General features: G+C 64.8%; 18 protein-coding genes. 17 read left to right on the plus strand and 1 reads right to left on the minus strand.

The window, feature by feature from the left end; all coding sequences use genetic code 11:
- Positions 1 to 114 precede the first annotated feature (114 nt).
- The 6 genes from VIN30_RS02870 (at position 115) to ppk1 (ending at position 9,458) form a co-directional block, all read left to right on the plus strand.
- Positions 115 to 2,721, plus strand: a complete 2,607-nt coding sequence (locus VIN30_RS02870) for a molybdopterin-dependent oxidoreductase (protein WP_338209137.1) — start codon at positions 115 to 117, stop codon at positions 2,719 to 2,721.
- Between the two features lie 15 nt (positions 2,722 to 2,736).
- Positions 2,737 to 3,315, plus strand: a complete 579-nt coding sequence (locus tag VIN30_RS02875) for a 4Fe-4S dicluster domain-containing protein (protein WP_338209139.1) — start codon at positions 2,737 to 2,739, stop codon at positions 3,313 to 3,315.
- A 72-nt stretch (positions 3,316 to 3,387) separates the two neighbouring features.
- On the plus strand, positions 3,388 to 4,092 hold the full coding sequence (locus VIN30_RS02880; RefSeq protein ID WP_338209140.1) for a TorD/DmsD family molecular chaperone: 705 nt from the start codon (positions 3,388 to 3,390) through the stop codon (positions 4,090 to 4,092).
- Positions 4,093 to 4,271: 179 nt separating this feature from the next.
- Positions 4,272 to 4,997: a B3/B4 domain-containing protein gene (locus VIN30_RS02885; RefSeq protein ID WP_338209142.1), complete on the plus strand. Its 726-nt coding sequence runs from the start codon at positions 4,272 to 4,274 to the stop codon at positions 4,995 to 4,997.
- Positions 4,998 to 5,078: 81 nt separating this feature from the next.
- Positions 5,079 to 5,405, plus strand: coding sequence for a DMT family transporter (locus tag VIN30_RS02890; RefSeq protein ID WP_338209143.1), 327 nt, complete (start codon positions 5,079 to 5,081; stop codon positions 5,403 to 5,405).
- A 228-nt stretch (positions 5,406 to 5,633) separates the two neighbouring features.
- Positions 5,634 to 9,458, plus strand: coding sequence for a polyphosphate kinase 1 (gene ppk1 / locus VIN30_RS02895; protein ID WP_338209146.1), 3,825 nt, complete (start codon positions 5,634 to 5,636; stop codon positions 9,456 to 9,458).
- Between the two features lie 145 nt (positions 9,459 to 9,603).
- On the opposite strand, the gene VIN30_RS02900 is transcribed toward ppk1, so the two are convergent.
- Complete coding sequence (locus tag VIN30_RS02900) at positions 9,604 to 11,304, minus strand: FAD-dependent oxidoreductase (RefSeq protein WP_338209148.1); 1,701 nt, start codon at positions 11,302 to 11,304, stop codon at positions 9,604 to 9,606.
- A gap of 241 nt (positions 11,305 to 11,545) precedes the next feature.
- On the opposite strand from VIN30_RS02900, the gene VIN30_RS02905 reads away from it, so the two are divergent.
- The 11 genes from VIN30_RS02905 (at position 11,546) to VIN30_RS02955 (ending at position 23,487) form a co-directional block, all read left to right on the plus strand.
- Positions 11,546 to 13,015: a helix-turn-helix transcriptional regulator gene (locus VIN30_RS02905; protein ID WP_338209150.1), complete on the plus strand. Its 1,470-nt coding sequence runs from the start codon at positions 11,546 to 11,548 to the stop codon at positions 13,013 to 13,015.
- Positions 13,016 to 13,112: 97 nt separating this feature from the next.
- A complete protein-coding gene (locus VIN30_RS02910; protein WP_326423989.1) occupies positions 13,113 to 14,825 on the plus strand; it encodes a polyphosphate--AMP phosphotransferase in 1,713 nt (570 codons plus the stop codon).
- 159 nt (positions 14,826 to 14,984) lie between these two features.
- Positions 14,985 to 15,110, plus strand: a complete 126-nt coding sequence (locus tag VIN30_RS02915) for a hypothetical protein (protein WP_326423987.1) — start codon at positions 14,985 to 14,987, stop codon at positions 15,108 to 15,110.
- Positions 15,111 to 15,167: 57 nt separating this feature from the next.
- Complete coding sequence (locus tag VIN30_RS02920; protein WP_326423986.1) at positions 15,168 to 16,097, plus strand: class B sortase; 930 nt, start codon at positions 15,168 to 15,170, stop codon at positions 16,095 to 16,097.
- Between the two features lie 136 nt (positions 16,098 to 16,233).
- Complete coding sequence (purM, locus tag VIN30_RS02925) at positions 16,234 to 17,307, plus strand: phosphoribosylformylglycinamidine cyclo-ligase (RefSeq protein WP_338209153.1); 1,074 nt, start codon at positions 16,234 to 16,236, stop codon at positions 17,305 to 17,307.
- Entirely contained in the window at positions 17,307 to 17,930 is a 624-nt protein-coding gene (gene purN / locus VIN30_RS02930) for a phosphoribosylglycinamide formyltransferase (RefSeq protein WP_338209155.1), read from the plus strand. The genes purM and purN overlap by 1 nt, the downstream gene beginning before the upstream one ends.
- A gap of 262 nt (positions 17,931 to 18,192) precedes the next feature.
- On the plus strand, positions 18,193 to 19,185 hold the full coding sequence (locus VIN30_RS02935) for an XdhC family protein (protein ID WP_338209157.1): 993 nt from the start codon (positions 18,193 to 18,195) through the stop codon (positions 19,183 to 19,185).
- Positions 19,186 to 19,550: 365 nt separating this feature from the next.
- Complete coding sequence (locus tag VIN30_RS02940) at positions 19,551 to 20,054, plus strand: DUF4430 domain-containing protein (protein WP_338209159.1); 504 nt, start codon at positions 19,551 to 19,553, stop codon at positions 20,052 to 20,054.
- A gap of 66 nt (positions 20,055 to 20,120) precedes the next feature.
- The gene (locus VIN30_RS02945) at positions 20,121 to 21,017 is read left to right on the plus strand and encodes an energy-coupling factor transporter transmembrane component T family protein (protein ID WP_338209161.1); all 897 of its coding nucleotides are present in this window, start codon (positions 20,121 to 20,123) and stop codon (positions 21,015 to 21,017) included.
- A complete protein-coding gene (locus tag VIN30_RS02950) occupies positions 20,990 to 22,780 on the plus strand; it encodes an ABC transporter ATP-binding protein (RefSeq protein ID WP_338209162.1) in 1,791 nt (596 codons plus the stop codon). The genes VIN30_RS02945 and VIN30_RS02950 overlap by 28 nt, the downstream gene beginning before the upstream one ends.
- Entirely contained in the window at positions 22,777 to 23,487 is a 711-nt protein-coding gene (locus VIN30_RS02955) for an ECF transporter S component (protein WP_338209164.1), read from the plus strand. The genes VIN30_RS02950 and VIN30_RS02955 overlap by 4 nt, the downstream gene beginning before the upstream one ends.
- Positions 23,488 to 23,499 lie beyond the last annotated feature (12 nt).

Raw genomic sequence — 23,499 nt, forward strand, 5'->3', positions numbered from 1 at the left:
ATTCATTAACAACTCGTCATAAAGAATTGATACCGTGTCTATATCCCTTTCTTCGAGGGCTGGATATTCTGCACCTCGTAGAGGAAAATGCCTTTGAGAAGAAGGGGGAGGAACATGGGCGAGATTAAGCTCAACAGCCTCAAGATGGATCGGCGCAGCTTTGTGGCCGCTGGCGCTGCCGCTGCTGCGGCGCTGGGCGCGTCGGCGTCGCTTTACGGCTGCGATAATCGTCTGAGCGAAACGGGCGAGGGCGATGCCGAGGGCGCCGCGCAGCCGGCGGGCGAGTGGGTGACCATCGCATGCTCCCACGGTTGCGGAACGCGCTGCATGAACAAGGTGCTCGTGTCCGACGGCGTGGTCATTCGCCAGAAGACGGACGACACCCACGAGGACTCCATCGAGTATCCGCAGCAGCGCGGCTGCCTGCGCGGTCGTGCATTGTACGAGTCCCAGATGGGCGCCGACCGTTTGAAGTATCCCATGAAGCGCAAGAGCTGGACGCCGGAGGATCCCCATGGCGATCTGCGCGGTAAAGAGGGCTATGAGCGCATCAGCTGGGAGGAGGCCCTCGACATTGTGGCCGATCAGCTGAAGAAGGTGTACACCGAGGTGGGCCCCAAGGGCGTCTACACGCCCGGCTGCCTCTCCGGTGGCTACATTCGCCCGCTGCTGAATGCGTGCGGAGGATACCTGGGCGTGTCCGACACCATTTCCTTCGGAACCCACACTCTGCGCGTGAGCTTGGGCCACAGCTCCACGTCGGTGAACGACCGCATGGACATGATCGAGAACGCCGAGAATATCATCATGCTGGGCAACAATCCCGGCTGGGGTTCCAACGGTAATCCCAGCTTCAACTTCCGCGAGGCGCGCGACCGCGGCGCCCGGTTCATTTATATCGGGCCTTCCTACAACGTGTCCGCGAACATGCTGGACGCCAAGTGGATTCCCGTGAAGCCGGGCACCGACACGGCGCTTCTGCTGGGCGTGGCCCATGAGATGCTGCGCCTCGATGAGGAGCAGGGCAATGTGGTGGATTGGGACTTCCTGCACAAGTATTGCGTGGGCTTCGACGAGGAATCCATGCCCGCGGATGCCGCCATCAACGAGAATTTCCGCGGCTATGTGCTCGGCGAGTACGACGGCACTCCGAAGACCGCCGAGTGGGCGAGCGCCATCACCGGTGCGCCGGCCGCCGACATCACCTTCCTTGCCGAAGCGCTCGGCAAGGAGCACGCAACCATTCTTTCCCATGGCTACGCTTCCGCCCGCTGCAACGGCGCCGAGGATCTGCCCCAGGCCATTATGACCATCGCAGCCATGGGCGGCCACTTCGGCAAGCCGGGCCATGCCTGCGGCAACTACTTCGTCGACCGCTGCGGTACCGGCGGCGATCCCATCTGCATGGTGGGCGACGATGGCGCCGCCGATTTGGAACTGCCCGCGCTCACCCCGCTGTGTGATCCTTCCCTGGTGCCCGACCCGGAGCATCCGGATTACGTGAACGCCCTGGAGATGTGGGATGCGGTCATCACGGGCCAGTACACCAACTCCGGCCGCCGCGGCGCTATTCCGCCCGAGCCGGCCACCTGCGACATCCGTTTCATCTACGGCAGCCGCGACAACACCATCCGCGCCACGCCGAACGCCAACCGTATGGTGGAGGCCCTGCGCACGGTGGACTTCTTCCTCGTGCAGCACATCTTCGCTACCGCCTCGGCCCCCTATGCCGACATCATCCTGCCGGTGCTCGCCGACTTCGAGCATGACATCGCCCTGGAGGGCGGCGACCAGGACCGCGAGGGCTTTTTGTTCTACACGCCGCTTGGCGAGACGCCCTACGAAGCTCACAGCGACCGCTGGATCGCCGAGCAGCTGCTGGAGCGCCTCGGCTACAACCCGAAGGACGTGTACCCCTACACCGAGGAGCAGTGCTATTTCAACTACCTGGCCTCCTCCCGGATCATGGACGAATCCGGCGAGTACAGCCCGCTCATCACCATCACCCAGGAAGACATTGACGCGATGGGTGTGGAAGGGGAGCCGCAGCAGGGCGTTGTCGATCTGGCCACCCTGCGCGAGAACGGCATCTACCAGGTGCCCCGCTCCTTCGGCGACGGCTACACCCACATCGCCTACGCCGACTTCATCGCCGACCCGGAGGCGAATCCCGTGAACAGCGCCAGCGGCAAGTTCGAAATCTACTGCCAGGAGAAGGGCGACAAACTGAGTTCCCTGGCCTTCGGCGGCGAGACGTACAAGCCTTACGCCACTTACCACGAGCAGGCCGGCGACGAGGGCTATCCGCTGCTCATGTTCAACACGCATTACCCGCGCAGCGCGTGTTCTGATTTCGACAACGTGACCACCTTGCGCGAGGCCTTTGACGCGCCGGTGACCATCAACGCCGCCGATGCTGCGGCAGCCGGAATCAAGACGGGCGACGCCGTGCTCGTGAGCAGCCCCTACGGTCGCATCTTGCGCCCCGCGTCTGTGAGCAACCAGATCGTTCCCGGCGCTATCGACGTGCCTAACGGCACCTGGCCCGACTTCGACGAGGAGGGCATCGACCGTGGCGGCTGCCCCAACACCCTGTACGGCGGCAAGCCGAAGGGCATGGGCGTGTCCGGCTACAACAATGTGAGCGTCAAGGTTGAGAAGTGGACCGGCGAGGCGCTGACCCCCGATGACGAGCGCCAGCTCGTCATCGACGCGGAATAAAGGAGGAGAACCAACATGACCCGCAAAGGATTCTATTTCGATTCCACCCGCTGCGTGGGCTGCAAGACCTGCCAGGTTGCCTGCAAGCTGAAGAACGCGTTGCCCGTGGGCATCACCTATCGTGCGGTTGCCAGCTACGAGGTGGGCGAATACCCCGAGGCGAAGTACTACCATATTTCGCACACGTGCAACCACTGCGTTGATGCGGCCTGCGTGGCCAACTGCCCGACGGGGGCCATGCATCGCGACGAGGAAGACGGCACCGTTCAGCACGATGACGAGATTTGCATCGGCTGCGAAACGTGCGTGAAGTCGTGCCCCTACCAGGTGCCCGTGCTGCTGGAGGACAAGAAGATTACGGGTAAGTGCAACGCTTGCATCGATACGCGCTCCGAGGACGGCGCTCCCACCTGTGTGGCTGCCTGCGGCACGCGTGCCCTGGAGTTCGGCGACTACGACGAGCTGGCGGCCGCCCATCCGGACGCGGTTCGCGATATCGCTTGCCGCCCCGATTCCTCCATGACCGATCCGAGCACGCTCATCATGGGTCGCGACTGCCTGCAGGACGACAGCTTCGTAGATTTGGTGCTGTAATCCCTCCCTTTGCCGCCCGGCCTGCTCCTTCCTCAGGCCGGGCGGCCCTTCTGATGAGAAAGGAGCCCTTCCGTGGATGCCGATACGAAAGAGCTGGTGCTGGCGAACCGCCAGTTCGTGTGGGGGCTCATTGCCCGCGGGTTCGCGGAAGAGCCCGATCGCGCTTTCGCCGACATCGTTGCCGGGGAGCATGCGCGCGAGGAAGTGGGGCTGGTGGAAGACGGGGCGACTGCCGATCTTGTGGCGGCTTTCCAGGCCGCGGCTGCTTTTCTGGCCGTGCCGGCTGCCGAGCGCGACGGGGCTGTCGCGGCGGCCCGGGAGGACTACACGCGCATCTTCGTGGGCCCGAACACTTTGGCCGCCTCCCCCTGGGAGACGATGCACACCACGGGCAAGCGCATGCTGTTCCATCGCGACATTCTGTCGGTGCGCGACGCCTACCGCCAGGCTGGTTTTCTTCCCGAGCGCTACCGCCAGGTGGCCGATGACTCCATCGGCCTTGAGTGCGACTTCATGGCGAAGCTGGCCGCCGATGCGCTTGCTGCCTTCCAGGAAGACGAGTCGCAACGGTGCCAGGATCGCCTTCTGCAGTCGCTGACGTTTCTCACCGACCATCTCCTGCGGTGGATAGACTCGCTAGCCGAAGCGATGGAGACGCACTACGGAGCCACGTTCTACACGGCTCTTGCGCGCTTCACGGCACTGTGGTGCCACCGCGATGCGGCTTTGGTGAATGCGCTCTTGGAAGATTCGTGCCCTGTGGGTCCTGCCAACTAGCCCTGTGCTATCATTGGATCCCGATTGAAGTACATAGCCTGCCGCCGGGTAGGCGTGAAGCGCTCACTGAGCGAGCATCGTTAGGCCTTTGAAGATGCTCGCCCCGTGGGCGCTTTTTGTTTTGCCCGGCGTGCGTGCGGCTCGGTCGCAGGAGACCGGCGAGGAGAAAGGATCGCAGTATGAAGCAATTCGTCACGGAAGAATCGTTCTGGAATCTGTTCCCCGATGCGAGCATTGGCATCGTGGTGGCCCACGGCATGAAGCCCACCGCCGAGGTGGCGCCCGAGGACGCCGCCGCCATTGCCAAGGCCCTTGCCGAGGCCAACGGCATGGCCGACCAGCACTTGGAGAGCAACACCATCTCCCAGAACGAGGTGGTGGCCGTGTGGCGCGACGCCTACCAGAAGTTCAAGACGAAGAAGGGCGCGCGCTGCTCCATCGAGAACCTGCTCAAGCGCGTGCTGAAGGGCAACCCCGTGGGCTCCATCACCCCGTCGGTCGATATCTACAACACGGTGTCGCTCGCCTATGCGCTGCCCGTGGGCGGCGAGGACATCGATGCCATGGACGGCGACATTCGCCTGGGCGTCACCCAGGGCGGCGACGCCTTCCGCCCGCTCGGCGAGGACGAGGACGCTCCCACGCTGGAAGGCGAGCTGTGCTACTTCGATAACGCCGGCGCCATCTGCCGCTGCTGGAACTGGCGCGACGGCGAGCGCACGGCCTTAACCGACGAGTCGAAGAAGGCGTTCCTCATCATCGAGTCGGTGGACCCCGCTCGCGCCGATGACCTGGCTGCCGCCATCGACCAGCTGGCCGACATGGTGGAGCGCCACCTGGGCGCCACGATCTTCGCGAAGGAGATCATCACCCGCGACAACCCGACTATGGTGATCGACGAGTAGCGCGGGCGCATACGGAAGCGAGGGTGCGGGGCGCGGGGCGGTCGGCCGCGGCGCCCCGCTCCGCCGAGAAAGGAGGGACCAGTGAGTTGGCTTGTGCTCGTTGCGTCGGGGTGCATGGAATCGGTGTGGGCCATCGCCTTGGGGAAGTCGGAGGGCTTCACTCATCTGGGCCCTTCCGTCGTGTTCGTTGTGGCCCTGGTGCTTTCCATGCTGGGGCTGTCCTTCGCCGTGAAGACGCTGCCTACGGGCACGGCCTATGCGGTGTGGGTGGGCATCGGCGCGGCGCTCACGGTCATCTACGGCATGGTCACGGGAAGCGAGCCGGCCAGCGTCGCCCGCATTCTGCTGATCGCCGGCCTTGTCGGCTGCATCATCGGCCTCAAACTCGTCAGCGGCGACGAGGCCTAAGCCTTTAAGCCCCCGCATGTAAACCTTTGCACCAAGTCAAGTGGCCATCAGAAGCGATTGGCGGGATTTTTGTTTTTTACCTGGGATGTTGACCTCCCGTAACGAACCGCCCACAGCTGGGGGTAAGGTGCTGCACTCGTGATAAAATCGAATGATCGGCCGCCGGGGCATCGGGAAAGCCCTCGGGGGCGGTCGGTTTTGTTCACCGGCAATGGGGAGGCGGTTTCCATGAACCAGCAGGCACCGAAGGATTCTGTGAACGAGGGCGCGCTGACGAAGCCCCCTTACATGCAGAATCGCGAGCTTTCCTGGCTCGACTTCAACAAGCGCGTTCTTGATCAGGGCGCCGATCCCACCGTGCCCCTGCTCGAGCGGCTGAACTTCATTTCCATTTTCTGGAGCAACCTTCAGGAGTTCTTCATGGTGCGCGTGGGCAGCTTGACCGACCTCTCGCTGCTGAAGAAGTCCATCATCGATCCGAAGTCGGGTATGACGCCGGCCGAGCAGTTGGACGCCGTCTACGCGCGCTGCCACGAGCTGTATCCCTACTACGAGGAAACCTTCGAGAACCTGCGCGGGCTTTTGGCCGAAGAGGGCATCCGTCAGGTGCGCAAGGACGATCTCACCGATGAGCAGCTGGTGTTCCTGGACGACTACATGCAGGACAGCGTGCTGCCCTTCCTGTCGCCGCAGATCGTGAACGCCCGCCACCCCTTCCCCCATTTGGAGAACGGCGGCCTCTACATTATCGTGCGCCTGGACGAGCAGGCCGCTCCCAAGGGTAAGAAGACCAAGGAGGAGAAGGCCCGCGCCAAGGCCGAGAAGGCCGCTGCCGCCGAGGGCAAGCAGGCGAAGAACCTGGGTGCCGAGGGCGTGACGCTGGGTATCATCCCTCTGCCGCGCCAGACCGACCGCGTTATCCAGCTGCCGGGCAAGGGCCTGTCGTTCATGCTGGTGGAGCACGCCATCGAGATGTTCGTGCCCGAGATTTTCTCTATGTACACGGTGAAGCACACCAACATCGTGTGCGTTACGCGCAACGCCGACCTGGATGCCACCGAGGGTGCCGAGGAGCAGGGCGAGGATTACCGCGAGCACATGAAGCGCATCCTGAAGAAGCGCAGTCGCCTGGCGCCGGTGCGCCTGGAAAGCGAGCGCCCGCTGTCGCGTACGGTGAAGAGTCTGCTGCTGGACAAGCTGGAGCTGGCCGAGCACCAGCTGTACGTGACCAGCGTGCCGCTGAACATGAGCTACACCTGGGGCTTGTCTGGCCGCTTGTCGGCGAAGAAGCGCGCGGCTCTGACCCAGGCCCCCTTCACGCCGCAGTGGCCGGCGTGCCTCGATCGCAACCGCTCCATCATCCAGCAGGTGTCCGAGCGCGAGGTGCTGCTGTCGTATCCCTACCAATCGATGGACGCCTTCGTGCGCCTGCTGCACGAGGCGGCCAACGATCCGGCGGTCATCTCCATCAAGATCACCCTGTACCGTTTGGCCAGTCAGTCGCACCTGGCCGAGGCGCTTATCGCCGCGGCCGAGAACGGCAAGGAAGTAACAGCGCTATTCGAGCTGCGTGCCCGTTTCGACGAGTCGAACAACATCGAGTGGTCCCAGCGCTTCGAGCAGGCGGGCTGCCATGTCATCTACGGCTTCCGCAACTTCAAGGTGCACTCGAAGATCTGCACCATCACGCGTCAGACTGCCGACGGGCTGCAGCATATCACCCAGCTGGGCACGGGCAACTACAACGAAAAGACGGCCCGCCTGTACACCGACTTCTCGTTCATCACCACCGACCCGCGCATCGGCGCCGACGCCGCCGACTTCTTCCGCAACATGGCGCTGGAGAACACATCGGACAACTACGACATTCTGTGGGTGGCGCCGCTGATGATCAAGCAGAACATCCTGCGCGGCATCGACGAGCAGATTGCCCTGGCGAAGGCCGGCAAGCCCTGCGGGCTGTTCTTCAAGACGAACTCCATCACCGATCGTGAGGTGATCGAGAAGATCGTGGAGGCATCGCAGGCGGGCGTGGAGACGCACCTGCTGGTGCGCGGCATCTCGTGCCTGCTGCCCGGCGTGCCCGGCTATACCGACCATGTGCACGAGGTTTCCATCGTGGGCCAGCTTTTGGAGCACAGCCGCATCTACGGCTTCGGCCCGCGCGAGAGCTGCCAGATTTACCTGTCCAGCGCCGACCTTATGACCCGCAACATGGACAAGCGCATCGAGATCGCCTGGCCCATTTTGGATGACGTGCTGCGCGAGCAGGTGCTGGGCTACCTGGACATCAGCTGGTCCGATACGGCGAAGCTGCGTGAGCTTCTGGCCGACGGGTCCTACACCCCGCTCGGTTTCTTTGCCAAGCCCGGTGACGAGGGCGATGTGGAGCTGTTCGATTCCCAGAAGTACCTGATTTCCGAGGCCCAGCGCATGCATCTGGCCGCCGCCGAGCTGGCCGCCCACGAGGGCGTGCTGGCCGAGGGCGATTCCCATTACGTGTTCCCGCTGGGCCGTGTGGCCGCCGTCACGCCCGAGCCGCAGCCTGTGGAAACCGAGGAGGAGTCGGAGTTCGTGCCGCAGGTTGCGGAAGACGAGCGCGTGGGCAAGCACCTGGCCCGCGCCGTGAAGGAAGCTGCTCTGGCCACGCAGGCCGAGCGCTCGGCGATGTCCGATGAGCTGGGCATGGAGATCGACCCGGCCATTTGGGCGGCGGTGGAGGCCGAGGTGCGCGCCATGCACGACGCGGCCGAGGCCATGGCTGCCGCGGTGGAGGCCACGGCGGAAAGCGTGCTGCAGGCCATGAGCCAGTCGGAGGTCGCCAGCGCCGAGGCGGCGGAAGCCGCGATGGGCGCGGCACCCGATGCGGCAGAGGCCGCAGCCGTTGAGGCCGCTACGACGCAATTGTCGGTATCCGAGGCGGCGGAATCCGCTGCCGAGCCGGCGCCCGCGATCGAGCGGGGTGCTGCCGTTGCGGCGATTGCAGCCGAGGCGGCGCCTTCCGTGGTCGGCGAGGCCGAGCCGGCCGCTGCCGAGCCGTCTGTCGCCGCGTCGGCGTCGGAAAAAGCTGCGAAGGGCAAGCATGCGGCGGAGGTACCGGCGAAGGCCGCAGTGCCCGCGCGTGTGGCGGCGGCCGAGGTGGCCGGTGTGTCGGACGCGGCGGTTTCGGCTGCCGTGGCCGCGTTCGTGACCGAGGAGAAAAACGACGCTGCAGCCACCCAGGAGAAAATCGCTGCTGCCGAGGCCGCCGCTCAAGAGCGGATTGCGGCCGCAGCCGTTGCGGCCCAGACTGACGCTGCGGCCCAAGAGCAGACTGCGGTTGACGACGCCCCGACCGCGACCGACGCTGCGGCCGGGGTCGCGCTCGAGAAGACTACGCCGGCGAAGGTCGATCCTGAGGCTGGGGCCGCAACGGAGAAGGTTGCCGCTGCCAAGGCTGAGGCGCCGGCCGCTCCGCAGGGCGACGTCCCGAAGGCCACGTCGGTTCCGGCTGAGCCCGCCTCTGCTTTGCAGGCGGCTTCGGGTGCGGCGGCTGCCGTGCTGACGGCTCCCCCCGCTCCCGCAAAGAAAAAGACCGGCAAGGCGAAGGCCGTGAAGCCCGCGGCTCCCCAGGCGGCGAAACCCGCGCCCGCAAAGGACTCCGTCCCGGCCGGGGAAACCACCCCCGCGGAAACCACCCCCGGGGAAACCACCCCCGTAGGGGCGGCCTTCAGGCCGCCCGCACCCGCCGCACCCGCCTCGGCCCCCACATCCACCCCGTCGGCAACGTCTGCCGCACCCGCCGCACCCGCCTCTGTTCCGAAGGCGGCTCCCGTCGCCTCGGCCTCGAACGCTCCGGCGGCCGGCTCTGCTGGGGCCGCGCCCGCCGCAACCGCCTCGGCTCCCACGGCGCCCGCCTCTGCGGTTCCGACGGCGGCCCCTGCGTCCGCGCCGGCTCCGGCCTCCGCAACCGCTCCGGCCCCCGCACCCACCAGCGAGATCGTCCCCGCTGAGATCATCGAGCCGAAAAAGGGGAACTTCCTCACCCGTCTTCTCAAGAAGCTGTTCGGCTAAACTTCAAGCCCGGGCCGCCTGCCAGCCGCCCGGGCTTCTTAAAAAGAAGCCGCCCCAGCGGGGAGGGACGCTGGGGCGGCTTTTGCCATTGAATGCCGGAAGGGCATATCGGCGCGTGAGAGTGCGTGTGCTTAAAACTCGGGGATTAGGCGCCAAGGGGCTGGCCCGTGGCCACGGCGCGGCCCAAGAGCGCTCCCAGGGTGAGGCAGCGTCCGTGGCTGAGGCCGGGGGCGCAGATGGGGTAGTCGTTGGCGAAGAAATTGCCCATCACATTGCCCACGGCGTACAGGCCCTCGAGCGGCTCGTCTTCGGTGGACAGCACCTGCATCTGGCTGTTCACGTTCAATCCCGAAGCAATTACCAGCACCTTGGCGGTGAGTGCTGAGGCGTAGAAGGGCGCTTTGACGATGGGCTTCAGATCGTCGGCATTCTTGCCGAAATCCTCGTCGACGCCGGCGTTCACGAGCTCGTTGTAGCGGGCCACCGTGGCCTCGAGCGCGTCGGCGGGAACGCCCATGGCGGCGGCCAGCTCGGACAGGGAGTCGGCCTTAACGGTGCTGCCGTTCTCGAGGCAGTACGAAACCACCTCGGTAGGAGTCGGGGGATTCGCCGGGTCGGCATCGCCGGTGCCGAACATGGCCGTGAGCGGGCCGGCGGTATTGTTGTTGTAGTTGCTCAGGGCAGACATGGCCGGCATCTGGGTTTCAAAGTCGTCGTCGAAAATGCTCCACACCTTGTGATCCTTGCTGGTGAGGTACATATTGGAGATGCCCGGCAGCGTGGTGTTCTCGTTGCAGAAGCGCACGCCGCTCTCGTTCACCTTCAGGTAAGAGGCGGTGCTCATGGCGCCTCCGCCGAAGATCGGGTGGATCATGGCGGCGTGGGCACCGGGCTGGATGGCGCCTCCCGCCCACAGCGCCATGTTGATGCCGTCGCCGGTGTTTGCCTCGGGGGCCGGATACACGTTGCCCTCGGCGCCGGCGGCCAGGGGGCACCACGCCTCCACCATCTCGGCATTGTTCCCATAGTCGCCGGTGGCCAGAATCACGCCTTTGGAGGCAGTGATCTTCACGGTGTTTCCGTCGGCATTAGTGGCGAACACGGCGCTCACGCGATCGCCGTCCTTTTGAAGCTGCTCGGCCTTCGTGTTGTACATCACCTGGCCGCCGGCTTCAAGGCCGACCTTCTCCATGTGGCCGATGACGTCGCCCGGTCCCGTCATGCCCGTGCCGAAGGTGTGATCGGTGGGATAGGTTCGCGTGGTGAAGTCCTCTGCGTTGGCGGACGCGGAAGAACCGGCGCCCAGGGCAACCGCACCGCCATCGGCAACGATCATATCGATCAGGCGATCGAACACCTCGCCGGAGTGATCGGCCCAGAGCTTTATGAGCGAGCCGTCGGCTTTATAGCCCGAGGCTTTCACGAGGTCGTTAACGAGCTGGCCTTTGTCGATCTCGACCCCGGCTTCCTTCTGCACCTTGGTTCCGACGGCGGCAAAGTCGAGGCCGCGGGCGCTGAAGGAGTCGCGCTTTTCGATGATAACGGTACGCACGCCCTGTTCCGCTGCGTGCATGAAGGCGGCCATGCCCGCCATGCCGGCTCCGACAATTACCACATCGGCGTCGATGGTTTCCACGATGTTGGCCTCGTCGATGGGCTCCGGCGCCATCTCCCAGGAGTGGGCTGCGCCGCCGTTGTCGCTGCTTCCGGTTTGCGAGAGTGATTCCGACGAGCTTCCCGGTTGCGGGGAGCAGCCAGCCAAGGCGGTCGCGCCGGCCGCCGCGCCCAGAGCGGCGATGCCCTTAAGGAAACTGCGGCGTTCCAAAGATGCGTTCTCGATTCCCATTCGTTCCTCCTTCTGGCGCACGCGGGATGCGGCGCCCGTTTTGAGCCGCTTCCCTTTCCAGATAAGGCAAGCGGAATTGCAGTGCAGGGAAAGCTTGCGCGATTTCGGCGGCCGTCGCATCCATGGAACCGCACAGAAACGGGTTTTCGCGTCACTGGTTTCCAGTGATTTGGCCGATGGGAGCCATTTTGGACGGCTTGCGAGAGGCGGTAGGGGCCGTGGGTGAAGTACAATTTGCGAAATGAGCGAGAAAGAGAGCCGGCGCGGAATGAGAGAATATCGCAACAGCGCATTGCGCGTTTTGGGCATGGCCCTAACTCTGGCGTGGGCCTTTTGCGCGGCGCCTCCCATTAGCGCAGATGGGACTTTTTGGGAGGGCGTGTCGGCGGGGGCTCAGATACTCATTCGCTTTAGCGCCGTGGGGCTTGTGCCTTGCATCATCTTCATCTTCGCCCCTCGCTTGTTTGAACCCCAAATGCTCACGCGGTCGATTTTGGGAGCTGCTGCGCTTTGGCTTGCCGGATGGCTGGGAACCATGGGCGTCTCTGCGTCTGTCCCCGCGCCCCTTCTTGTGGCACTCGCATTTGTCAACGGCATCGGAACTTCGTTTTTCCTGGTTTTCTGGGGACTGGCCTTGTGCCGCGGCGACGCTGAGCGCATCGAGCGTGATTTCGTGCTGATCCTCGTTCTGGTGGGCTTGGTCGTCATGGTGACGCTCGGCTTGCCGAATGCGATTCTGGATGGGGTGCTTGCTGCCGTCCCAGTGGCTGTTGCCGCTTGCGCCCTGGCGGATGGCGTCGTTTTGCCGAACGAGCCCTTGCTCCGAAAGAGCGATGGGGAAGCTCGCGGTGAGCGCGAAGAGACGGCGCGGGCCACTCTGACGCCGCTGGTTTTGAGCGTTGCGTTCTCCGTCACGATCGTCAGCTTTGTATGGTGCATGTTCTCGCTCAGACATCAGGAGCTTATGGTTTCCAAGGCGCTTCTCTTCGGTCTGGGCTTTATGGTTTCGGGGCTGGCCATATGGCTGTTCGTGAAGTACTCGCCGAGCGTCGGGTTTGTGGCGGCCGCTCGTTGGGTCTTGCCGGTTATGGCCTGCGGTCTGCTGTTCAATGGCTCGGAGATCCCGGAGTTGCTGGTGGCGGCTTGTCTCATGCTGTCCGTTGCCCATGCGGCTTTTGAAATGATTTTGCGCATGCAGGTGATTTCCTTTGCCCGCAAAAGCCGGGGAGACGAGCTTTTGTACGTGGGCTGGGGGTTTGCCGCCATCATGGCGGGAGCGTTTCTGGGGCCGAGCCTCTACATGGTGGTAACCATGGCGGTTGCCATTGATTCGCTGCACCTTACCTTGGTCGTGCTTGCCGTTCTCGTGGGGGCAAGCTCTCTTTTGCTGCTCGACGTTGAAACGCGGCTCGGCCGATCCCATTCCCTGCATCCCTACGAGAAAGCGGACCATCCTGCAGGCGACGAGGTGGTTGCTGCGGGAGGTACCTCCGAGGCGGCGCAAGATATTGCCGAGCGTTACGGCCTGACGAATCGGGAGTGCGAAATACTCGGCATGCTGCTGCAGGGGCGCAGCCGTCCCTATATTCGCGACACGCTGTACGTGTCCATCAGCACGGTGGACACCCACGTGCGCCATATATACGCCAAGGTGGGAGTTCACAATAAGCAGGAGCTCATTGACCTGGCGCAGCAGTCGGGCGAAGCATAGGGGTGCGCTTCGAGGCGCCTCAATGCGGGCCTGCTGGGCGGCGGACCATGGTAGAATGAGTAAAACAATCGAGCTACCAGCGAAAAGGGGAGCTGCCATGTTGGAGCAAGTGGACTTCTCGCAGAAGAAGATGAAGAAGGCCGCCTATAAGGAGCAGTGGGACGCGCTGCTGGAGGAATTGGTGGTGCTGCAGCAGCGGGCGCACAACGAGGGCGTGGGACTTGTGGTGCTGTTCGAGGGCTGGAACGGCGCCGGCAAGGGCAGCCGCATTTCCGATTTGATGTACAACCTGGATGCGCGCTCCACGGGCGTGTACGTGGGGCTCGATCTGGATCCCGGCACCGAGCGGGAGTTCCCCGGTCGCGAGATGGGCGTGACGGGCTATTACCCCATCATGCAGGACTTCTGGAAGGCTTTGGGCGAGCGCAACTCCATCACGTTCTACGACCGCGGCTGGTATTCGGCGGTCACCCAGCACATGCTGCACAACGCCCCGGCGAAGCTGCTGCTGCCCAAAGACGAGGAGCGCCATTACCTGGACTCCATCCACGACTTCGAGCGCCAGCTGGTGGCCGACGGCTACATCGTGGTGAAGTTCTTCGTGCACATGACCAAGGAAGCCCAGGTGGAGCGCTTGCGCCGTTTGCACGACGACCCGGTTACGCGCTGGCGCGTGCCCGACAAGAAGCTGCACAGTCATCACGGCTACGAAGCCGCCTACGAGCTGTACGACCGCCTGCTCGAGCGTAGCAACTACTCCTTTGCGCCTTGGGTGCTGCTGAACGGCGAGGATAAGCGCCGCTCGAACATCGCCATTGCGGAAACGCTGGTGGCCGCCTTGAAGCGCGGTCTGGTGCAGAAGGAAGCCAACGACGCCCTGCGCAGTGCCTTCTCCGCGCGGTTGGCGGAATTCGAGGCGGCTATCGACGAGGCCACCATGGCCGGCACTCCCGGCGAGGCCGTGGAGGTGAAGCCCGGTCGCGGCATGCTGGCCGGCGCCGCCCTGGTGCGCGCTCGTGCCCAGGCCGAAGCCGCTCACGAGCTGGCGCCGCGCGCCTCGCGCTTCACCATTGTGGACGATTATCCGCGGGTGGACGCTATCGACCACAGCCTGGCGCTGGATCCGGTGCGCTACAAGCAGATGCTGCGGGCGCTGCAGGCGCGCCTGTTCCGCCTGGAGAACATCATGTACCAGAAGCGCGTGCCCCTCATTCTGATGTACGAAGGCTGGGACGCGGCCGGCAAGGGCGGCAACATTAAGCGCGTCGCCCAAGCGCTGGATGCGCGCGCCTACAACATCTACCCGTCGCCGGCGCCCACCAAGCCCGAGCTGGCGCACCCGTTCCTGTGGCGCTACTGGACGCGCCTGCCGAAGGCGGGGCACGTGGGCATGTACGACCGCAGCTGGTACGGTCGCGTGCTGGTGGAGCGCGTGGAGGGCTTCGCCACTCCCGAGGAATGGGGTCGCGCCTACGACGAGATCAACGAGTTCGAGCACGACCTGGTGGACTGGGGCGCCATTCTGCTGAAGTTCTGGGTGGACGTAAGCCCCGAAGAGCAGCTGCGCCGTTTCCAGGATCGCGAGATCGATCCGGCCAAGCAGTGGAAGATCACCGAGGACGACTGGCGCAACCGCGAGAAGTACCCTCAGTACAAGGCGGCTATCGACGACATGTTCCGCCTGACGAGCACCACGTTCGCTCCCTGGATTGTGCTGGAGTCCGACGATAAGCGCTACGCTCGCATCAAGGCGCTGCGCATTATCGTGGACGCTCTGGAGGAGCGCTTGGGCGAGGAGCGGTTCCGGTAGCCGCTGCGGTTCGCGGGCCGCGGCTCCCGTCTACCGCGCGACCGTGGCTCCGAAGGCCTTGCGTCCCTTGCGAAAGTAGGGGGTTCAGGGTACTATGAACCCATTATCAGCCAGCCTTGCAGGTGCGCGATGCGCCTGTTCCATAGAAGGAGTTCCGTTATGGATACGATCGATCTGTTCAGCATGCAGGTGCCCGTTGCGGCCATTTGGGCTCTGGTGGCCATCGTCGTCCTCATCATTGTGGTGTTCATCGCCAAGGGCTTCATGGACGAGATGAAGAAATAACTGGAAGACTATCCCGGGCCCCTTCGGGGGCCTTTTTGTTTTGACCAAGGGGGATCGATGACCGATTCGGTTGTTTCCGCTGACGATACTCAAAACGAAGAGAAAAAGAAGAAGAAAAAGGGCGGCTGCCTGTGGCGTATTGTGTTCTGGCTCGCCCTGCTGGTGTTTATCGCATCAGCGGCCATTTTGGGCTATTTGGCCTGGACGTACTGGCTGGGCCAGCACGAATACGACGAAATTGCCGCTCGTGCCTTCCCCAACGAGCAGACGAACACCCTGGCCGACATGGTGGTTGACTGGGACGCGCTGCGCGCGATTAATCCCGAGGTGGTGGCCTGGGTGTACGTGCCCGACACCATCATCAACTACCCGGTGGCCCACAAGCCCGGCGACAGTCAGTTCTACCTGAAGCACAACTTCAGCAACGACTACGGCAAGAAGTACGGCGCCGAGTACGGCTGCATCATGCTGTCGGGCGAGAATGCCGGCGATTTCTCCGACGAGGTGAACATCATCTACGGCCACCATCTGCGCAACGGGGCCATGTTCGCGCCTTTCGGCGACTTCTACGAGAACGAGATGTTCAACCAGCACCGCACCATCTATCTGCTGACCCCCCAGGGTAACTACCGGCTTGAGACGTTCGCCGTAGAGCATGTGCCCATGACCCATGGTTCCATTGCCACACCGAACTACGCCACCGACCAGGAGTTCACGGAGTTCAAGGAGTGGCTGGTCAGCCAGTCGGTGGTTACGCCCGACCCGGACACGTCGGCCGATGCCCTGGCCGCCACGAAGCTGTTCGGCTTCTGCACCTGCGACGGCGAGGACAACACGTGGCGCTACATTACCTTCGCGGTGCCGGCCGAGTTCGTGCCCATCGAGTACGTGGGCACGGGCGAGTACCACGGCAACAGCGATGTGTCGGGCGACGACGTCGGCGCGGTGGAGGGCACCACCCAGGATCGCATCGACGACCTGCGGTAGGCGCGAGGTCGGCGGCTCCTGGCGCTTCGGCGCTCGGGTTTGCGCGGTGCCGAAAAACCCGCTGCCTGCAGGAGGGCGGCGTGTGCGTCATCTATAATGCAAGCTGAGCTGTTGGATCATCTTTGAAAGGAATCCCATGGAGAACCAGAACAGCGTGACCTATGCCCAGGCCGGCGTCGACATCGTGGAGGGTGCCCGCGCGGTGGACGCCATCAAGGACACGGTGCATTCCACGTACCGCCCCGAGGTGGTGGGCGACATCGGCGGCTTCGGGGGACTGTTCTCCATCGCCGCGGCCAAGGACATGGCCGATCCGCTGCTGGTCTCCGGCACCGACGGCGTGGGCACCAAGCTGAAGGTTGCCCAGCGTCTGGGCGTGCACGACACGGTGGGCATCGATCTGGTGGCCATGTGCGTGAACGATATTCTGGCCACGGGCGCCGAGCCACTGTTCTTCCTGGATTACGTGGCCGTAGGCAAGCTGGATTCCGAGGCCATGGCGAAAATCGTCGGCGGTATCGGCGAGGGCTGCCGCCAATCGGGCTGTGCGCTCATCGGCGGCGAGATGGCCGAGCATCCCGGCGTGATGGACCCGGATGATTACGACCTGTCCGGCTTCTGCGTGGGCCTGGTGGATCGCCCCCGCATGCTGGATCCCGAGGCGGTGCGCGAGGGCGACGTGCTCATCGGACTGGCGTCCTCGGGTCTGCACTCCAACGGTTATTCTCTGGCCCGCAAGGTATGCGTGGAGGGTCGCAGCGAGGACGAACTGCGCGAGGCGCGTGAAGACTTGGACGGCCAGAGCATTCTGGAGGCGCTGCTCACGCCCACCCGCATCTACGTGAAGCCGGTGCGCGCCGTGATGGAGCAGGTGCCCGGCGGCATTCGCGCTCTTGCCCACATTACGGGCGGCGGCATCACCGAGAATTTGAACCGCGCCCTGCCGGCCAATGTGAACGCCGAGGTGGATTTGGGCACGTGGCCCATTCCGCCCGTGGTGCGCTTTGCGTGCGAGCAGGCGAACCTCTCCGAGGCCGAGGCCCTGAAAACCTTCAACATGGGGCTCGGCATGGTGCTCATCGTGGACCCTGCCCAGGCTGAGGCCGTGGAGGCCGCCCTGGCCGCGGCGGGCGAGCAGACCTTCCGCGTCGGCCGTATCGTGGCAGGTGCGGGCGAGGTGCAGTACGCGAACGAGGGGGAGCTGCTGTAATGGCCGACAAGCTGAAGATCGGCGTGCTGCTCTCCGGTAGCGGCACGAACCTGCAGGCTATCATCGACGCCATCGCCGAGGACGGCCTGCCCGTGGAAATCGTGCACGTGCTGTCGTCGCGTCCCGATGCCTACGGCATCGAGCGCGCGCGGGCCGCGGGCATTCCCGTGACGGTGTTCGACCGCACGGTGTACGAGGATCGCGAGGCCGCCGACGGGCGCATCGCCGCCGTTATGTCCGAGGCGGGCGCCGAGTACCTGGTCATGGCCGGTTATATGCGCAAACTCACTCCTGTGGTGCTGGACGCTTTCCCCGATCATGTGCTGAACCTGCATCCGGCGCTGCTGCCCTCGTTCAAGGGCGCCCACGCCATTCAGGATGCCTGGGATGCCGGTGTGAAGGTGACGGGCGTGACCGTGCATTTGGCCAACGAGGATTACGACAAGGGGCCCATCGTGGTCCAGCGCGCGGTGTCCGTGTTGCCCGATGACGACATCGACGCCTTGGAGGCGCGCATCCACGAGGCCGAGCACGTCATCTACCCCGAGGTGCTGCGTGCCATCGCCGAGGGTCGCATGATCATGGACTCAGATCGCAAGATCACTATTCGGCCGTTGGTCTAGGGGATCGTGCGCCTCTGGCGGGGTCGTCGGGGCGTTTCGCGCCTCCGACCCCGCTCTTGTTGGCGCCGACGACAAAGGTTTCGGATTTTTTTGGTCAGAAAGTCGAGTTTTGTGCAGCTGGAGCGCTCATTTTGGCCAGTAATGGACGAAAATGAGTGCTATAGGCATCGAATTCGCGTATTGAGGACCTCTGCGAGCGCATTTGGTGCACAAAACTCGATTTTCTGACCATATTTGGAAGATCTTTTTGTCGGAGGTGGCAATGAAGCGTGAAATCATCGAGGCGATCATCGCCGATCTGCGCGAGAGGCGTGTGCCCTCTCTCGCTGCGGAAGACTTCCCGGCGTTTTCCGAGGAGGCCACGGCGGGCGACCCGCACATTGGGCCCGAAACTCTTGCGACTATTGCCGCAACACTGACCGAGGCCGACACCCCCACCTTCGAGCGCGCCCTGCGCGCCATGGACGAGGGCGACTTGGCGTGGCTCGGCTTCAAGGTGGTCTATGACGCTGCGGCGGCCCAGGCCAACGTGGATAACGAGGTGACGAAGAAGTACGGCGAGACGGGCTCGGCCGATGGCGAGCCGCTCGTGTTCTTCTGCAACGATGCCAAGGAGATCGTGGCCTCCCGCGAGCTGTCGCCCCGCGATATCTTCCAGGCCAAGGACGTCACTCGCGGCCCCTCCATGCACAACGATCAGTTTGATGGCCTCACCTGGGCCAGCGCGCCGCTGTTCGGCAAGGTGCGGGTGTGGCTGCTGGGCGCGTCGGATGCGGCGGTGGAAGTGGCGGCGCTGGCCGACCACGTGGGCTTCCACGTGGTGGCGGTCGACCACGACCCGGCGTTCCTGAACGAGGAGCGCTTTCCCGCGGCCGAGCGCATTATGCTGCACGGCGGCAATTTCGACGAGCTGGCGAATATGCCCGCGCGTCCCGATGACTACGTGTGCGTGCTCACGCGCGGTCACATGTTTGACCCCGAGAGCTGCATCTGGGCGTTGCAGAACGGCGTGCACTACGTGGGCATGATGGGCTGCGCGGGGAAGAACTCCACCGTGCACGATCTGGTGGTTGCTGGCGGTGTCTCTGAGGCCGACTGGGATCGCGTGAAGCGTCCCATCGGGTTGAAGTTTGGGGCGAAGACGCCGGCGGAGCTGGCCATTGCCATCGTGGCCGAGCTGGTGGACGTGCGCTACCGTCAGCGCTACAGCGCCGAGGCCCGCGAGCGCCACGAGAAGAGCCTCGGCCGCTCGTAGACGCTCACTGCCCCAAGGCGCTGTGGGCGCCGGAGTTCCGCTCGCGTATGACGGGAGCGGTGGAATAATCAACGAACACGGAGGCCGTCCCCTGCAGGACGGCCTCTTTGTGCCATAATGCTCGGGTCAATGGCTCATCGGGCCGCAGTATGCGGTGCGGGCGCGAGCGGTCGGCGGGGTGCCGGCGCGCGGGCGCCTTTGCCTTGGGGAATGCGGGTGCGAATCCCGCGCTATACCAGTAACCGTAAGGTTCCCGGACGTGATGGTTGTTGCGAAGCGTGTTTCTTCGCAGCGCACCGTCGTTCGGGACGAAGTCGGAACACCAAGCCGAGAGGCACGAGCCCTGGAGAAGAAAGGTTTGCCTCATGTATCAGAATGCCCAGAACACCACGAAGAAGCTGTTTGCGAGCCTGCTCGCCCTGGCCTTTGCCGCCCTGCTGGCCCTGGCCGGCTGCGCGGGCGACAGCACGGCGGCCGACAATGCCGACGCCCAGGACGCTGCGGCTGCTGCGGCTGAGCAGAACGGCACCTCTGCCGAGGGCGATGCGGCTGGGGCCGATGCGGCCGAGGCCAAGGTGACCGTGTCGGTGACGATGCCCGAGGGTGCCGACGCTGCCTCCGAGAACGTGGAGGTGACGGTTCCCGCCGAGGGCACCGTGTACGACGCGCTGGTGGCTACCGGCTGGGACGTGCAGGCTGAGGACGGCGACTACGGCAAGTACGTCACCTCCATCAACGGCATTGCAAACGGTTCCGAGGGTGAAATGAGCGGCTGGGTGTTCACCGTGAACAACGAGCAGGTCATGGAGGGTTGCGACGTTTGCAAGCTGGCCGACGGCGACACCGTCGAGTGGACGTTCTTCGTCTAGGCCGCCATCGCCAAGCTGTTGCGTGCAGGGGCCGGGCTGTTGAGCGTCGGCCCCCGCTCTGCTTGTATGGAATCCACGCGCGACATATTTTCCCATTGCCATCCGACAGTGGTGCTGGCGTATTTCGCGGGCATCATCGGCGTGACGATGCTCGTGATGAGCCCCGTGTTCGCGGGGCTCTCGTTGGTGGGCGCGACGATGGCCTGCTTGGCGGTACGCGGCCGGTCGGCGCTGCCCCTTATCGGTGGCATCGCGGTGCTCGGGGCGGGGGTGACCCTGTTGAACCCGCTGTTCAACACCGCGGGCGATACCGTGCTGTTCGAGGTGTTCGGCCGTCCGTATACCGCCGAGGTCCTTATGTTTGGCGGTACGATGGGCGGTGCACTGGGGGCCGCGCTGCTTTGGTTCTCGGTGGCGAGTCGCGCATTGACGGCCGAGAAGGTGACATACCTGTTTGGCGGCCGGGCGCCCGCACTGACGACGGTGCTTACGCTGGTGCTGCGCTTGGTGCCGGCCTATGGGCGTCGCGCTACCGCTTTGGCCGAGGCGCGAGCTGGCGTGGGGCTCGGCGTGTCTGAGGCCGATGGCCTGGGCGGAAAGGTGCGCGTCGGTGCCACGCTGCTGTCGTCGTTGACGGCGTGGTCGCTTGAGCAGGGCGTGACGACGGCCGATTCCCTGGCCGCCCGGGGCTTCGGCTCGGGTTCGCGCACCGCCTGGGGCCGCTACCGCTTCAGGTGGCGGGAAGGGGCGCTGATGGCCCTGCTGGGGGTGCTCGCGTTCGGGATGGGCGCGGGGGTTGCGGCGGGAGCCGGTGCGGCAGAGTTTCTGCCGCGATTCCAGCTGCCCGCAGCTGATGCCCTCGTACTTGTCGGTTGGGTGTCGTGGACGGCGATGGTGCTGCTGCCCACGATGCTGGCTGTGGCGGGGGAGGTGCGATGGCGCTGCTCGCTCTGGAACATCTGACATTCACGTATCCGGGGGCCGCGCGCGCCGCCCTGAACGACGTTTCGCTCGACTTTGCCCCGGGTAGCTACACCGTGGTGGCGGGCCTGTCGGGCTGCGGGAAGACCACGCTGCTGCGCTGCCTGAAGCCGCCGCTTGCTCCGGCCGGCGAGCGTGCGGGAGCAGTGCGGTGGAACGGGGTGCCCCTCGAGGGGCTTTCCTCGCGCGACCAGGCGTGTGGCATCGGATTTGTGATGCAGGAGCCCGATGCGCAGATCGTCTGCGATCGCGTGGAGGCCGAGCTGGCCTTTGGTTTGGAAAACGTCGGGTGCGCGCGCGAGATGATGGGCCTGCGCGTGGCCGAGATGACGAGTTTTTTCGGCATCGGGCCATGGTTGCACCAATCGACTTTGTCTTTGTCGGGCGGCCAAAAGCAGCTGCTGAACTTAGCGTCGGTGATGGCCGCGGGGCCGGAGGTGCTGGTGCTGGACGAGCCCACCAGCCAGCTGGATCCTATCGCTGCAGCCGATTTCCTGGCAGCGGTGCGTCGTGTGAACCGCGAGTTGGGTGTGACGGTGATCATGGCCGAGCATTGTCTGGAAGAAGCGCTGGCCGATGCCGATACGCTGGTGGTTTTAGAAAAGGGCCGCGTGATCGAGACCGGCGATCCGCGGATGGTGGCGGCCCAGGTGGCATCATCGGGAAGCCCGTTGGCCACCGCGCTCCCGGCGGCGCTGCGGGTGCACGCTGCGGTGTCGGCAGAGGAGGATGCGCTGTCGGCGCCTCTGACGGTGGCCGAGGGGCGTCGCTGGCTGGAAAAGTGGGCGCAGAACGCGGGCGCTCGCACGGTTGCGCACGGCGCAGTGGCTGCCGGAGATGACGCGGCTGCGGGTTGCGCGGTCGCAGGCGCTCCTTTGCCGGCGGCCTGCCAGGGTTCCGCGGACGCCGCTCTTGCGGCGCGGTTGCGCGATGTGCGCTTTCGCTACGGGCGCGATAGGGCCGACGTGCTGCGCGGCTTGTCGCTCGGGGTGCCCGCCGGCGCCGTGACGGCCCTCGTCGGTGCTAATGGAGCGGGGAAGTCGACGGTGCTGAAGGTGCTGGCCGGTCTTGTGCGGCCGTATCAAGGGAGCGTTGAGGTGCTCGGCCGCCGGCTTGGAGCGTTGCGGCGGCCTGCCGCGATGCCGGTGGCCCTGCTGCCTCAGGATCCCACGCTGCTCTTCTCGCGGGAGACGGTGCGCGCGGAGTTGGAGGAAATGTCGGGTGACGCGGCGCTGGTTGCCCGCATGGCCGCCCGTTGCGAGGTGGACGGCCTGCTGGATGCCCATCCCTTAGACCTCTCGGGCGGCGAGCGCCAGCGCGTGGCCTTGGCCAAAGTGCTGATCGCACGCCCGCGCCTGCTGCTTCTGGACGAGCCGACCAAGGGGCTCGATGCTGCTGCGAAGGCGTCCCTTGGCGCGCTGCTCGCCGATTTGGCCGCCGAGGGGACGACCGTGGTCGTAGCTTCTCACGACCTGGACTTCTGCGCCGCATGGTCGCGCTGCGTGGCGCTCGTGTTCGACGGTGTCGTGGCGGCCTGCGCTGCTCCCCGCGAGATCTTCGCCGCTGCCAGTTTCTACACCACGGCCGCTAGCCGTGTGGCGCGCGACGTGTTCCCCGGTGCGGTTACCGTGGAAGATGTCATCGCCTGCTGCCGCAGCGTTCAGGTTGCCGACTACGACGGCGACGGGCGTCCTAGGGGAGATGCGCAGCCCTCCCGTTCCGCGTTAGGAGGTGTAGCGCAGTGAAGCGCGCAATCATTCGCCGTGTGGCCCTGGTGGCAGCCACGCTCATAGCGCTTGCTGCTGTTGGCGTGCTCACGGTGCTGCGCGTAAGCCCGTACGTGGCCGCGGCGCTCGTTATTACCCTGGGCCTCGTGCCCTTCCTCGCCGCCTTCGAATACGAGCGCCCGGGCGCCCGCGAGGTGGTGCTTATCGCTGTGCTGGCCGCCCTGGCTGTGGCTTCCCGGGCGGTGTTCGCCTTCGTGCCCCACTTCAAGCCCATGGCCGGCGTGGTCATCATCGCGGGCATTGCCCTGGGCGCGCGGTCGGGCTTTCTCGTGGGGGCGCTTGCGGCATTGGCTTCGGGTTTCATCTTCGGTCAGGGGCCGTGGACCCCGTTTCAGATGCTCGCTTTCGGCGCCGCAGGCGCGCTGTTCGGGTTTCTGGCCCAGCGCGGCGTGGTGCCCCGCAGCCGTTTGCGCCCCGCCCAGCGCGTAGCCCTGGCGGCGGGCGGCTTCGCCTTCGTGCTCGTGGTGCTCGGCCCCATTTTGGACACAAGCACGCTGCTTTTGCTGATGTCATCGCTGAACTCGGCCAGCATCGCGGCCGTTTACCTGGCGGGCGTTCCCGTGAACGCCATCCACGGCGCAGCCACGGCCCTCACGTTGCTGTTCGCGGCCAATCCGCTGCTGAACCAACTGGCCCGCCTCCGCCGCAAGTACGGCATCGAATAGCTGTCAGATGGC

Source organism: Adlercreutzia wanghongyangiae, from assembly GCF_035989245.1.
GTDB classification, from domain to species: Bacteria; Actinomycetota; Coriobacteriia; order Coriobacteriales; family Eggerthellaceae; genus Adlercreutzia; species Adlercreutzia wanghongyangiae.

Coding starts and splice junctions, on each gene's coding strand:
- VIN30_RS02870 (WP_338209137.1), top strand. CDS start 115: ATGGGCGAGATTAAGCTCAACAGCCTCAAGATGGATCGGCGCAGCTTT.
- VIN30_RS02875 (WP_338209139.1), top strand. CDS start 2,737: ATGACCCGCAAAGGATTCTATTTCGATTCCACCCGCTGCGTGGGCTGC.
- VIN30_RS02885 (WP_338209142.1), top strand. CDS start 4,272: ATGAAGCAATTCGTCACGGAAGAATCGTTCTGGAATCTGTTCCCCGAT.
- ppk1 (WP_338209146.1), top strand. CDS start 5,634: ATGAACCAGCAGGCACCGAAGGATTCTGTGAACGAGGGCGCGCTGACG.
- VIN30_RS02900 (WP_338209148.1), bottom strand. CDS start 11,304: ATGGGAATCGAGAACGCATCTTTGGAACGCCGCAGTTTCCTTAAGGGC.
- VIN30_RS02905 (WP_338209150.1), top strand. CDS start 11,546: ATGAGCGAGAAAGAGAGCCGGCGCGGAATGAGAGAATATCGCAACAGC.
- VIN30_RS02910 (WP_326423989.1), top strand. CDS start 13,113: ATGTTGGAGCAAGTGGACTTCTCGCAGAAGAAGATGAAGAAGGCCGCC.
- VIN30_RS02915 (WP_326423987.1), top strand. CDS start 14,985: ATGGATACGATCGATCTGTTCAGCATGCAGGTGCCCGTTGCGGCCATT.
- VIN30_RS02920 (WP_326423986.1), top strand. CDS start 15,168: ATGACCGATTCGGTTGTTTCCGCTGACGATACTCAAAACGAAGAGAAA.
- purM (WP_338209153.1), top strand. CDS start 16,234: ATGGAGAACCAGAACAGCGTGACCTATGCCCAGGCCGGCGTCGACATC.
- purN (WP_338209155.1), top strand. CDS start 17,307: ATGGCCGACAAGCTGAAGATCGGCGTGCTGCTCTCCGGTAGCGGCACG.
- VIN30_RS02935 (WP_338209157.1), top strand. CDS start 18,193: ATGAAGCGTGAAATCATCGAGGCGATCATCGCCGATCTGCGCGAGAGG.
- VIN30_RS02940 (WP_338209159.1), top strand. CDS start 19,551: ATGTATCAGAATGCCCAGAACACCACGAAGAAGCTGTTTGCGAGCCTG.
- VIN30_RS02945 (WP_338209161.1), top strand. CDS start 20,121: ATGGAATCCACGCGCGACATATTTTCCCATTGCCATCCGACAGTGGTG.
- VIN30_RS02950 (WP_338209162.1), top strand. CDS start 20,990: ATGGCGCTGCTCGCTCTGGAACATCTGACATTCACGTATCCGGGGGCC.